10 protein-coding genes are annotated in these 12,905 nt (G+C 66.4%); 5 read left to right on the top strand and 5 right to left on the bottom strand.

Annotated elements, in window-relative coordinates; translation table 11 throughout:
• Positions 1–73 precede the first annotated feature (73 nt).
• From ACQR1X_RS24565 to ACQR1X_RS24550, 4 genes are all read right to left on the bottom strand, one after another.
• Complete coding sequence (locus ACQR1X_RS24565) at positions 74–1,540, bottom strand: hypothetical protein (protein WP_434899729.1); 1,467 nt, start codon at positions 1,538–1,540, stop codon at positions 74–76.
• A 110-nt stretch (positions 1,541–1,650) separates the two neighbouring features.
• On the bottom strand, positions 1,651–3,027 hold the full coding sequence (locus tag ACQR1X_RS24560; protein WP_315804190.1) for a sensor histidine kinase: 1,377 nt from the start codon (positions 3,025–3,027) through the stop codon (positions 1,651–1,653).
• A 62-nt stretch (positions 3,028–3,089) separates the two neighbouring features.
• Entirely contained in the window at positions 3,090–3,764 is a 675-nt protein-coding gene (locus ACQR1X_RS24555; protein WP_006614547.1) for a response regulator transcription factor, read from the bottom strand.
• Between the two features lie 271 nt (positions 3,765–4,035).
• On the bottom strand, positions 4,036–4,188 hold the full coding sequence (locus tag ACQR1X_RS24550; protein ID WP_009027687.1) for a hypothetical protein: 153 nt from the start codon (positions 4,186–4,188) through the stop codon (positions 4,036–4,038).
• A 263-nt stretch (positions 4,189–4,451) separates the two neighbouring features.
• Here ACQR1X_RS24550 and ACQR1X_RS24545 point away from each other — a divergent pair, with 263 nt between their 5' ends.
• The 3 genes from ACQR1X_RS24545 (at position 4,452) to ACQR1X_RS24535 (ending at position 8,743) form a co-directional block, all read left to right on the top strand.
• Complete coding sequence (locus ACQR1X_RS24545) at positions 4,452–5,426, top strand: Ku protein (protein ID WP_315804191.1); 975 nt, start codon at positions 4,452–4,454, stop codon at positions 5,424–5,426.
• A gap of 414 nt (positions 5,427–5,840) precedes the next feature.
• A complete protein-coding gene (locus ACQR1X_RS24540; protein ID WP_315804192.1) occupies positions 5,841–6,842 on the top strand; it encodes a LysR family transcriptional regulator in 1,002 nt (333 codons plus the stop codon).
• A 404-nt stretch (positions 6,843–7,246) separates the two neighbouring features.
• On the top strand, positions 7,247–8,743 hold the full coding sequence (locus ACQR1X_RS24535; protein WP_434899728.1) for a porin: 1,497 nt from the start codon (positions 7,247–7,249) through the stop codon (positions 8,741–8,743).
• Between the two features lie 199 nt (positions 8,744–8,942).
• On the opposite strand, the gene ACQR1X_RS24530 is transcribed toward ACQR1X_RS24535, so the two are convergent.
• The gene (locus ACQR1X_RS24530) at positions 8,943–9,107 is read right to left on the bottom strand and encodes a Flp family type IVb pilin (protein WP_315716136.1); all 165 of its coding nucleotides are present in this window, start codon (positions 9,105–9,107) and stop codon (positions 8,943–8,945) included.
• Positions 9,108–9,495: 388 nt separating this feature from the next.
• Here ACQR1X_RS24530 and ACQR1X_RS24525 point away from each other — a divergent pair, with 388 nt between their 5' ends.
• Positions 9,496–11,028, top strand: a complete 1,533-nt coding sequence (locus ACQR1X_RS24525; protein ID WP_434899727.1) for a thymidine phosphorylase family protein — start codon at positions 9,496–9,498, stop codon at positions 11,026–11,028.
• A gap of 46 nt (positions 11,029–11,074) precedes the next feature.
• Complete coding sequence (locus ACQR1X_RS24520) at positions 11,075–12,667, top strand: MBL fold metallo-hydrolase (RefSeq protein WP_434848788.1); 1,593 nt, start codon at positions 11,075–11,077, stop codon at positions 12,665–12,667.
• Positions 12,668–12,905: the final 238 nt, after the last annotated feature.

Raw genomic sequence — 12,905 nt, 5'->3', positions numbered from 1 at the left:
CCTATGCGTGGCCCCGGGGCGGGGTCAACCTGAAATTGCAAAAATCAAAACGTGGACAGACTAGCAGAAAATCTCAACCGGCGCGCGAGGATTTTCGCTCGCCGTTCATCGCGTTCTCGGCCGCCCTGCTCATCAATTGGGCGTAGTCGTTGCCGAACAGGACGTGACAGAAGCGGATCGCCGCCGACACCTGCGACTGCCGATAGGCGCGCGCCCGCGCGTCGCCCGAGCGCAGCGACTGCACCAACGCTTCGGTGGCCTTCTCGACATATTGCTGCAGATCGGAATAGGTCCGCAGCGTCACCTCGTTGATCGCGAGCTCGCTGGCATAGTTGCGGCAGACCGCGACGAACTCGATCAGCGCCGCCACCTCCTCGACCTCGCCGCCGTCGACGCCGGCGCCGGCCGGAATGTCCTTGTCGGCGCGCTGGCGCAGGATGCGGCGGACGCGGCCCGGCACGCTGTCGATCTCCGATTGCAGGGCATTGGAGATGTCGGCGCGGATCGCCGTGAGCTGCTTGCCCCAGTTCGATTCCGAGCGCAGGTCGAGCTCGGTGCGCAGGCCGCGAACGCCGTCATGCAGCGTCTTCAGCGTATCGCCGAGATTGGAGAAATGACCGCGCCGGATGTCGGCGCGCAGCACCGAGGCGAGGCCGGCGAGATCGTTGAGCGCGATGGTGACGGCGACGCCGAACGGGGTCGCCGCCACGCGGATCTCATCGTCCGATGCCGCGATCTTGGTGGCGAGCCGGATGATCTGCCAGGGCGCGGCGAGCCGCTGCATCACCAGCGACAGTGCGAACGGCAGCATCGAGGGCGTCTGCAGTGACGGCACGTTGATGGCTTCGGTGACGGAGGCAATCTGCGAATCGCCGAGCACGCGGATGATGCCGGGCAGCCGGCCGTTGAGGCCGTCGAGCGCCTCGCGATTCTGCAGCACCAGCCCGATCGGCAGCAGATCCTCGATCACGCTGGGTGCGCCGATGCGGGCGAGCGCGCGCTGGCGGTCGCCGGTCGCGTTGGGGCCGACGAGGTTCAACAGCGCCTCGGCGGCGGCGCGCTGCAGCTTGCGTGCGGCCATCTCGACCTCGCGCGAACTGTCGCCGGCGACCGACATCGCGGCCTCGAATTCGGCGTAGCGCTCCGGCGCGCCTTCGCGGCCGAGCCACTGCCAGACCGGCAACAGCGAGGCACGGCGGATCTGGCCGGGACGGAGAGGACCGGTGGAATCGGTGAGGAACGGGTCGAGCGGCCGGAACAGCCGACGCGGGCCATCGCCACTCTGGCGGCGCTCCTCGCGGGCCGGCGGACGAGCGACCTCGATGGCGGGTTGGGGACGCACGGGATCCAATGTTGGAGCGGGAGCCGGCGGCGCGACGGGCCGCACCACCTTGCGCAACTGCTCGAGCACCAGGGTCGCCACGGCGACGTCCTGGCCACGCTCGATGGCGCGCTCGAATTCGCGCATCAGGAGCGACTGCGCGTTCGGCGGCAGCTGCCCGAGATATTCCCTTAACCGCTCGTGAGCTGTCTGACCCATGCGCCGGCGTGCAAATTTCCACGGCGAGAGCGCACATCGCGCACCCCTGCCCGGACCATACGGTCCGCGGTATTAAGAACACCTTTAGGATGGCGAAATTCGCCGCCCCGTCAAACGCCGGGCAATCTCAGCTCCGCCCGCAGTCCCCCGGTCGGGGCATCGCCCAGGGTCAGGCGGCCGCCATAGAGCGCGGCCAGATCGGTGACGATCGACAGCCCGAGCCCCGACCCCGGCTTGGATTCGTCCAGCCGCTGGCCGCGCCGCAGCACCTGGGCACGCTCGGCGGCCGAGAGGCCGCGGCCATCGTCATCGACCACGATCCGCAGCATCGGCGAGGCCCCGGACTGGGCCGGCCGCTCCACGGTGAGCTCGACCGAGACCCGCGACGTCGCCCATTTGCAGGCATTGTCGACCAGATTGCCGACCATCTCCTCCAGATCCTGGCGCTCGCCGCGAAACCTCGCGGCGGGATCGGCGGTCGCCTCGACCACGATGCCGCGGTCGCGGTAGATCTTTTCCATGGTGCGGCGCAGCGCCTCGATGGCCGGCGCCACCTCCGTCACGGTGGACACGATGGTGACGCGCGCAGCGATCCGCGCCCGCTCGAGGTGGTGGGCGACCTGGTCGCGCATGACGTCCGCCTGCTCCATCACCTTGGCGGCGAACGGGTCCGCCGCATGGGTCGCCGCTTCATTCACGATGACCGAGAGCGGCGTCTTGATGGCATGGGCGAGATTGCCGACATGCGTGCGCGCCCGCTCGACGATCTCGCGATTGGCATCGATCAGGGCATTGGTCTCGCGGGCCAGCGGCGCGATCTCCACCGGGAACTCCCCTTCCAGCCGCTCGGCGCGCCCGGACCGGATGTCGGCGATCGATTCGGAGATGCGTTTCAGCGGCGCGAGGCCATAGCGGACCTGGAAGATGGTCGTGAGCAGCAGCACGATCCCGAGCGCGGTGAAGGTGCCGCCGAGGTAGTAGTCGAAGCTGCGGGTCTCGTCGAAGATCTCCGAGGCATCGCCTGCGACGCTGACCAGGAACTTGCCGTCGGAGCCGAGATCCACCGGGCGCTCGACCATGCGCAGGTCCTGGTTCTCCGGCCCCTCGACATAGCCGATCCGGATCCCGGCCGCCGTCAGCTCGATCCCCTGCTCCTCCAGCTTGGGCAGCTTCTTGTCCCACAGCGAGCGCGAGGCCCGTACCTCCGGCTTCTCGGCGTCGGTACGGGTGATCTGCCAGTACCAGCCGGACAGCGGCAGCTCGAACAACGGCTCGCCCAATGACTGGAATTGGCGGTCCGGCGGATCGTCAGGGGTGGCGACCTCGGCGATCAGGGTGCGCAGATAGAGATTGAGCCGGCGATCGAAGGCGCGCTCGGTCGCGTTGCGATACACCGAGGACAGCACGATGCCGGTGATGGCGAGAATGACCACGAGCCACGCGGTCGCGGACAGGAACAACCGGGTGGCAAGTGAGCTCTGGCGCATGACCGCAAACTAGCGAAACGGCCGGCGCCCGGCCACCGCGAATGGCTGGCTCCGGAAACGGATCAGGCGCCTGCGGCCGGCGGCGGGGTCAGCAGATAGCCGAGGCCGCGCACGGTCTGGATGACGTCGCAGTCGAGCTTCTTCCTGATGCGGCCGACGAACACCTCGATGGTGTTCGAGTCGCGGTCGAAGTCCTGGTCGTAGAGATGCTCGACCAGCTCGCTGCGCGAGACGACGCGGCCGGAATGATGCATCAGATAGGACAGCAGGCGGTATTCATGTGAGGTCATCTTGACGGGGTTGCCCGACACGCTGACCTTGCCGGTGCGGGTGTCCAGGGTGACCGGCCCGCAGGTCAGCTCGCTCTGGGCGTGGCCGGCCGAGCGGCGCAGCAACGCGCGGATGCGCGCCAGCACCTCTTCGAGGTGGAAGGGCTTGGCAACGTAGTCGTCGGCGCCGGCGTCGAAGCCCTGGACCTTGTCGCTCCAACGGTCGCGCGCGGTGAGAATCAGGACCGGCATCGCCCGGCCATTGCGGCGCCACGCCTCCAGCACCGAGATGCCGTCCATCTTGGGCAGGCCGATGTCCAGCACGACAGCGTCATAGGGCTCGCTGTCTCCCAGATAGTGCCCTTCCTCCCCATCGAACGCACGGTCCACGACGTAGCCGGCGTCGCTCAGGGCCGTGGTGAGCTGACGGTTGAGATCCGGATCGTCCTCGACAACGAGCAGACGCACGCTTGCCTCCAAAGCTGAACTGCACGATTTCCGCCCTCAAGATGAACCGGAAGGCCGTGAACCGTGCATGAACGGAACCCGAGCGACCAGGTTACTTTTTGGTCATCTCGATCGGGACCGCCGGCAGGGGCCGACAGAATTGGGGCGGATATAAGCTCCGGGACACCACGATGAAAAGCCCGGCCATGGGAATGGCCGGGCTGGATTTCGTGACCAGGCGAAGGGCGTCGGCCGCGGCGTCACGCAGCCGGCCGACCTCGCGATGTGCCTCTCAGGTGTGGAAGAACACGAACCACACGAGGCCCAGGACCAGCAGTGCCAGCCCCGTGGAGATGGCCAGCATCGCGAGGACCGACGGGCCGGGCTCGCCCTGCCGCGCTTCGGTTGGAGTTTCGACGATCTGCGACCCTCGTCTTGTTGCCATGGCGCCCTCAGCTCGCTGCTGTTCGATATCGAGCGCGGTATCGCGCTCCCTCAGTTGCTCCCGTTGGCAACGTCGACCGCCAGATGATGTTCCGGGACGGACACGGCTGCGACCAGTTAACGCCGCTCTCAGAATCTGCAGCTACGCTTGTTGAATCCGGGGCCTGCGGTGTTATCCTCGCGGCAGCTGGCGACAACTATGTCCGCAGCAGCCCGGTCCCGGGGGAGCACGCCCGTCAGTTTGCAGTTGAGTGGAGTTGAGGAATGGCCCCGCGCGCCAATTGGAAGGGTTTTCTGCGCCTGTCGCTCGTGACCTGTCCGGTCGCGCTCTATCCGGCGACGTCCGAGTCCGAGAAGGTCTCCTTCAACCAGATCAACCGCAAGACCGGCCACCGCATCAAATACAGCAGGGTCGATGCCGAGACCGGCGAGGAGGTCGCCAGCGACGACATCGTCAAGGGCTACAAGGTCGACACCGACACCTACATCGAGGTCACCAAGGACGAGCTCGACGACATCGCGCTGGAATCGACGCACACGATCGAGATCGACGAGTTCGTGCCGCGCACCGACATCGACAGCCGCTATCTGATCCGCCCCTATTACCTCGTGCCCGACGGCAAGGTCGGCCATGATGCCTTCGCGGTCATTCGCGAGACCATCCGCAGCATGGACAAGGTCGCGATCGGCCGTGTCGTGCTGACCAACCGCGAGCACATCATCGCGCTGGAGCCGCTCGGCAAGGGCCTGATGGGAACGCTGCTGCGCTACCCCTACGAGGTGCGCAGCGAGGACGAGTATTTCGACGACATCCAGGATGTGAAGATCACCGGCGACATGCTGGATCTCGCCAAGCACATCGTCGAGAAGAAATCGGCCGACTTCCAGCCGGAGACCTTCGAGGATCACTACGAGGCCGCGCTGATCGAGCTCATCAACAAGAAGCGCAGCGGCGTGACGATCGCCGCCAAGACCGCGCCGAAGTCGAGCGGCAACGTCATCAACCTGATGGACGCCCTGAAGCGCAGCCTTGCCGGCGAGGGTGACAAGGCGCCCGCCGCGGCCGCCCCCGCGCCGAAGGCCAAGGCCAAGAAGCCGAAGAAGCGCGTCGAAGGCCAGCGCGAGATGCTGCTGCCGATCAGCGGCAAGAAGGCCAAGGACGAGCCGAAGAAAGCCGAGGAGCCGAAGAAGTCGGACAAGACCGCGCGGACCACCGCACGCTCGCGCAAGGCCAGTTGAGAGCGACCTCCGAACCTTCGCACGGCGTACCGATCCTGTGCATCACGATCGCTCGGCGGCGAGTTCCGAGTGTTGCCGCGGGTTCGCCACCGCGTGTGGCGCCACCGCATTCCGATTGGCGCAGGAAATATCTGCGTTGGTCAGGTAAGTCGATCCGGCGATGGCGATCCGGCGATCAGGCGCGGATTCGTGATCGTTTCGACATCACTTGGATGCTTGCGGAATGATCACGTCGCGCCTAGCTCTGCCCCGCGGGATGGTGATCCGGGCGTCAGCTTCCTGACGGAAGATGGATGTGCCTGATCGGTCGGGACGACGTTGGCGAAGTCGTCCCAGCCGCACGACGCGGCGTATCAAGGGGATGTGGATGTTTCAGCACGATGCGGACCAACGCCGGGCGCAGTACGCCTAGCGATGGCACGGGTTCAGCTGTCCGAGCTCTCCGCTTTCGCAGCCGTCGCGGATTCGTTGAGCTTCACCAAGGCGGCCGCTCATCTCGGCTGCTCCTTGCCGACCATCAGCCAGACCATCAAGAGCCTCGAGGAGCGGCTGGACGTCAGGCTGTTCAACCGGACGACGCGCAGCGTGGCCCTCACCGAGGCCGGCGAGCGCCTGCTGGCGGAGATCCAGCCGATTCTCGAACGGGTCGACCAGGCCATCGAGAGCATCAACGCGTTCCGCGACAAGCCGATGGGCACCCTGCGCCTGACCGTATCGCGTGTGTTCGCCGTGAGAGGGCTCGGGCCCCTGATCAGGTCGTTCCTGGCCGAATACCCGGACATCCATATCGAACTGGCTGTCGACGACACCAACAGTGACATCGTGCGCAATCGCTTTGATGCCGGCATCAGATCCGGACACCGGGTGGAGCGCGACATGAAGGTCATCCGCGTGTTCGACGAGTGCAGCTTCGTTGCGGTTGCTGCCCCCGGCTATCTCGCGGCGCATCCCGCGCCGGCCGTTCCCGAGGATCTCCAGGCCCATAACTGCATCCGGCATCGGGTCCCTGCCGACGATACGCTGCAGCCCTGGATCTTCGAAAAGGGCGGCGAGCGCACCGAGATTGCCGTGGACGGCTCTCTTATCGTCAACGACTTCGATCTCGCGCTGAATGCCGCGCTCGACGGCATCGGCGTTGCTTATCTGGTCGAGCCGATGATCGAGTCGCATCTGGCCGAAGGACGGCTGATGCGGCTGCTGCCCGGCTGGCGCTACGCGACGCCCGGACTGTTCCTGTACCATCCGAGCCGCCGGCAACCGCCGATGCCGCTGCAGGTCTTTCTCGACTTCGTCAAGCGCTGGCGCAGCGGCGTCACGCTGGACGCAATGTCGCGCGCGGCGGATTACGATGCACGCGGGTTGGTAGCAGCGACGTCACACCGAGCGTCGATGCACGTCGAGCCGAACCGCCGTTGATATCTCACGTGTGGCCTGAGAATCTTCGCGCGTCACCGACGGCGCCGCGGAAGCACAATGACGTGCGCAGTTTGCACTGAGCGCCCGGGATTGTTCGGGATTCCCATCTAGCCTATTCACGATTATCACCATTAACAAATCGACACCGCGAGGCCAAAACCGCGGCGTCACTGCGTCGATGCTGGTGCGTGCGAGCAGCGTGTTAACGACGATCGAGTGGGCTTCGAACAAGGCAGAGCACATTCATCAAATCGAAATTGGCTCATGCACACTTCATTCAACCATTCCGCCGGTCGCGCCGATCGAGCCGTCGTCGGAATCAGAGGTGTGAGAGCGGCAATCTGGCGAAGCCAGAGGCGACACGCGGGGGGCCGTGTGCATCGCCGTCAACCGGAGAAACGGAAATGAAGACGTTGAGGGGCCTGCTTCTCGGAACGGGAGCAGTGATACTGTCCGCCGCTGCGGCTCAGGCCGCGGATCTTCCGCTGAAGGCCAAGGCCGTCGAATATGTGAAGGTGTGCTCGCTCTACGGCACGGGCTTCTACTACATTCCCGGCACCGACACCTGCATCAAGCTCGGCGGCTATCTGCGTGCCGAGACCGCGCTGTGGACCAACAGCAACTATGGTGGCGCCTATTCGGGGCAGGCCGGCGCCGACAACCGCCTGAGCAATCGCTATCAGACCCGTTCGCGCCAGGATCTGAACATCGATACACGCACCGCGACCGAATATGGCGTGGTGCGCACCTACTTCGAAACCGTGCTGAACTGGACCTCGGGCGCCTACGGCGGCACCGGCGCCGGCGCGACGTCCTACACCGGCGACGCCATCTCGGGCGGCATCGTCGGCGTCTACTACGCCTTCATCCAGTTCGCCGGCTTCACGATGGGCAAGGCCGTGTCGACCTTCGACGCGCCCTGGACCAATTATCCCGGCAACAATTTCGACGGCCTGGTCGGCGGCAGCGGCTCCAACAACGGCGTCAACCAGTTCACCTACACCGCCGATTTCGGCCAGGGCATCACCGCCGCGATCTCGCTGGAAGACCAGACGCAGTTCTTCACCACCAACATCTGGAACACCTCCGGCATCACCGCGGCCGGCGTGCTCGGTGGCAACTACGGCTCGAGCGCCTTCGGCGGCACCGTCGCGCCCGACATCATCGGCATGGTTCGCGTCGACCAGGCCTGGGGCCTCTTCCAGGCATCGTTCGCCGCGCATGACAATCATGCCGCCTATTACGGTGCGGCCGAGACCTCGGGTCACCCCTCCGACAAATGGGGCTGGGCCGCGCAACTGGCGCTGTCCATCAAGAATATCCCCACCGGTCCGGGCGACGTCGTCAACCTGCAGGCGGTCTACACCGACGGCGCGAGCCGCTACAACTTCCAGAGCCTCGCCAACACGACCTATTCGATGTACGGCAGCACGGGCGTGGCCGGCGCCTATCAGAGCATCGGCTTCGCCGGCGTCGGCGACGCGGTGTTCGGCACCGGCACGGGCCTGTCGACCGTGCAGACCTGGGGCATGCGCGGCGCCTTCACCCACAATTGGGATCCGCGCTGGAATACGGCGCTGTATGGCGCCTATGCCCAGGTGAAGTATGGTCAGACGGGCTCGGCTCTCGTCTGCGCCGGCATTGCCGCCACTGGCATGCTCACGGCGGGCTCGACCTGCAATCCCGACTTCAATCTCGGTCAGATCGGCCTCATCACCCGATGGACGCCGGTCAAGGGCCTGACCTTCTCGGCCGACGTGACCTACAGCCACCTCGACCAGAAATTCTCGGGCACGGCCATTGCTCCGGCCGTCACGAGCACGGCCAAGCCGGCCGCGACCTACCAGCTCAAGGACCAGGACACGGTGAGCATGCTGCTGCGCGCCCAGCGCAACTTTTGAAGCTGGGCCGTTGAACCTCTGACCGCTCGACGAGCTTCCGGCGATGCCCCCGCCGGAAGCTTCGTTCGTGGAGACGAGCGGCGCGTCGCGAGGGATGGGGCGAAATGCGGCAGGCGTCGTGGGGAGCACGACGCCTGTGACGTGTCGGACGGCGATGATCGCCGCGCTGACCTGATCGCGCGGCGGCGTGACCGGCCGGCTACTTGATCGAGGTGTTGATCGCGGTGAACTTGCTGCTCAGCCCCGAGCCCAGGCCATTCACGGCCGCCAGGATCACGATGCTCAATCCACCGGCAATGATGGCGTATTCGATCGAGGTCGCGCCAGCCTGATTCTTCAGGAAGCTCGCAATCAACTGCCGCATCTACCTCTCCGGTCGGGCTCGATCATGGGATCGCGCCGGAACGGCGCGCGCAGGCCGGGACGGACGCCCCAGCGAAAACCCTCGGTCATCCGCTTGAACAATCAGTTAACCCGATCAGGTACCCGGCGGGCCCGCCACACCGGCAAGGGCCGGGGCCTCGCTCTCTGATCCGGCGCGCAGCCGCGTCGCCGACTGATCCGCAAACATCTGGATTGATTGAGCTTTATTTTCTGCCGCCGCACCTTCGGCAGGCCGGCCCGGCGATCGCGGAGCTCGGCATTTGCCCGGACATATTGAGAAAAAATTCGGTCGGCCCCGGGGGAGGCCGGCCGCATGATCTGCGTCAACGGCCATGGCGTGGACGGGCTTAAGGGGTATCGTGGCCGCCATGAGCACAACAGATTCCGCCCGTCCCCAGCTCAAGATCCGCAGCGTCGCGCTCGACACCGGCCGCGAGAACGTGGTCGTGATCTCCCGACGCTCGAAGGCGTTGCGGCCCGAGGTCTTCCGCGGCTTCAGCCGCGTCGAGCTGCGCTGCAACTCGCGGACGCTGCTGGCGACCCTTCTGATCACCGACGACGATGCGCTGGTCGGCCCCGACGAGATCGGCCTGTCGGAGCCGGCGATGCGGCGCTTCGCGGAAGCCGCCGGCACGCTGGCGACGGTGTCGCCGGCGACCCCGCCCGAGAGCCTGGAAGCGGTGCGCGCCAAGATCCGCGGCGAGACCCTGAGCGACCAGGCGATCGCGGCCGTGATCGACGACCTCGCCCACTACCGCTACTCGGACATGGAGATCGCCGCCTTCCTGATCGGCTCAGCCAGCTTCATGAGCTCCGGCGAGCTGCTGGCGCTGACCCGCGCGATGGCCAATGCCGGCACGCAGTTGAAATGGCCCGAGCCGGTCGTGGTCGACAAGCACTGCATCGGCGGCATCCCCGGCAACCGCACCTCGATGGTGGTGGTGCCGATCGTCGCCGCCCACGGCCTGACCATTCCAAAAACCTCGTCGCGCGCGATCACCTCGCCGGCCGGCACCGCCGATACGATGGAGGTGCTGGCGCGGGTGAATGTGGGCGCCGACGAGATGAAGTCGATCGTTGCGGCCTGCAATGGCTGCATGATCTGGGGCGGCCACGTCAATCTGTCGCCGGCCGACGACGTCCTGATCTCGGTCGAGCGCCCGCTCAGCCTCGACACCCGTGAGCAGATGGTCGCCTCGATCCTGTCGAAGAAGCTGGCCGCCGGCTCGACGCATCTGCTGCTCGACCTGCCGGTCGGGCCGACCGCCAAGCTCACCAGCGGCGCGGAGGCGATGCGGCTGCGCAAGCTGTTCGAATTCGTCGGCGACCGGTTCGGGCTCAAGGTCGAGGTGATCACGACCGACGGCCGCCAGCCGATCGGCAACGGCATCGGCCCCGTGCTGGAGGCGCGTGACGTGATGGCGGTGCTGGGCAACGAGCCGTCGGCGCCTGCGGACCTGCGCGAGAAGTCGCTGCGGCTCGCCGCGCATCTGCTCGAATATGATCCGAAGCTGCGCGGCGGCGCCGGCTACAACAGGGCGCGCGAGCTGCTCGACAGCGGCGCGGCGCTCAGGCAGATGCTGAAGATCATCGATGCCCAGGGGCCACCGGAATGCCGCAGCGAGCTCGGCGATCTCGCCTTCGACGTCAAGGCCGAGCACGACGGCATCGTCTCCGCGATCGACTGCCTGCGGCTCAATCGCCTGGCGCGTACCGCCGGCGCGCCGGTGAACAAGGGCTCCGGGATCATGCTGTTCAAGAAGATCGGCGATCGCGTCGACCAGGGTGAGCCACTTTATCGCGTGTTCACCTGCGATCCGTCGGAGCATGATCTGGCCGCAGCCGCAGCCGCCGTCAACCACGGCTATGGCTTCGCCGACGGCGCGAATGGTCGTTCGTGATGAACCGTCATCGAGCATCGATCCATCGTCCTCGGGAGACCGCCGCATGAGTGTGACCGTTCGCTTCTGCGGGGCCGCGCATACCGTGACCGGGTCCTGCTGTCTGGTGCGGAGCGGCAAGAGCCAGTTCCTGATCGATTGCGGCCTGTTCCAGGGACAGAAGACGCTGAAGGAGCTCAACTACGGCGACTTCCCGTTCCGTCCCGCCGACATCGACGCGGTGCTGCTGACGCATGCGCATATCGACCATAGCGGCCTGCTGCCGAAGCTCGTGCGCCTGGGCTTCGACGGCAAGATCTTCGCCACGCGCGGCACCATCGATCTGTGCTCATGGATGCTGCCCGATGCCGGCAACATCCAGGAGCAGGAGGTGCTGGCGCTGAACCGCCGCAACATCGCGCGCGGCCGCGGCGAGGTCAGCCCGATCTATACCCAGGCCGACGCCATCGCGGCGATGCAATACTTTCAGCCGGTCGCCTATGAGACCTGGACCGACATCGTGCCGGGCGTTCGCGCCCGCTACTGGAACGCCGGGCATCTGCTGGGCTCGGCCTCGATCGAGATCGAATTCGCAGGACAAGGCGCCGACGGCGGGCCGCTGCGGCTGCTCGCCTCCGGCGACGTCGGGCCCGACGCCAAGCTGCTGCAGCCGGACCCGAAAGCGCCCGAAGGTTTCGACTACGTGATCTCGGAGGCCACCTATGGCGACCGCATTCGCGAGCCGACCACGCCGGAGCTGCGCCGCGGCCGTCTGGCCGGCGAGGTGCGCGACGCGGCAGCAGCCAAGGGCGCGCTATTGATCCCGGCCTTCGCGGTCGAACGGACGCAGGAGCTGATCGTCGATCTGGTCGGCCTGATGGAGCGCGGCGAGATTCCGGCCGCACCGGTGTTCCTGGATTCGCCGCTTGCGATCCACGCCACCGAGGTGTTCCGCGCGCATACCGAGAGCCTCGACGGCGGCAGCGATGTCGGCCGTCTGCTGTCGTCGTCGCATCTGCGCTTCACCGAGACCGTCGATGAAAGCAAGGCGATCGCCAAGCTGACCGGCTTCCACATCATCATCGCCGCCAGCGGCATGTGCGATGCCGGTCGCATCCGCCACCATCTCAAGCGCTGGCTGTGGAACAACCGCGCCACCGTGCTGCTGGTCGGCTACCAGGCCAACGGCACGCTGGGGCGCTTCCTGCAGGACGGCGTCAAGGCGGTGCGCATCCAGGGCGAGGAGATCAAGGTCGCGGCGCGCATCCGCATGATGGACGACTATTCCGGCCACGCCGACGGCACCGAGATCGCCCGCTGGATCGCGGCCCGCCGTCCGATCGCGCGCGGCCTGTTCCTGTCCCATGGCGAGGAGGCCGCGATCACGGCGCTGGCAGCACGCGTCGCCGAGCGCATCGTGCCGACCGCGAAAGTGTTCTCCCCCCTGCTCGACGACGTCTACGAGCTGACGACCGCGGTGCCGACGCCGCTCGACGTCGCACGCCGGCGACGGCTGGCGCCGGAGGCGGTCACCCGGCTGGACTGGCACAACGACATGTCGGGCCTGCTGCTCGACATCCACGAGCGGATCGAGCAGGCCGCTGACGACCGCGCCCGCGGCGTCATCATCCGCCGCCTGCGCCGGGCGCTGGAAGAGTGATGCGAGCGGCGCCGCCGCGAAGGCTGCGCGCCTGCGATGTTCGTCGTCGAACGGTCACACTTTGATCGCACCCTGAGGACGATCAGGTGCGGTGCGAAGCTCGCAGACGGCGACGCTCCTGCAGCTTGTGCATATTGAAACACACAACGTGCCGACGGCTGGTCTCCCAGAGCTGTTCTGATAGGCTCGACACGTGGTTCATGACAACGGAACGATCCGGGCGAACCGGGCGCAGGTG

Origin of the sequence: Bradyrhizobium sp. HKCCYLRH3073 (genome assembly GCF_051167995.1) — a bacterium.
Taxonomy (GTDB): Bacteria; Pseudomonadota; Alphaproteobacteria; order Rhizobiales; family Xanthobacteraceae; genus Bradyrhizobium.
The sequence above is the reverse complement of the archived record's forward strand: the minus strand, read 5'-3'. Positions and strand labels throughout refer to the sequence as shown.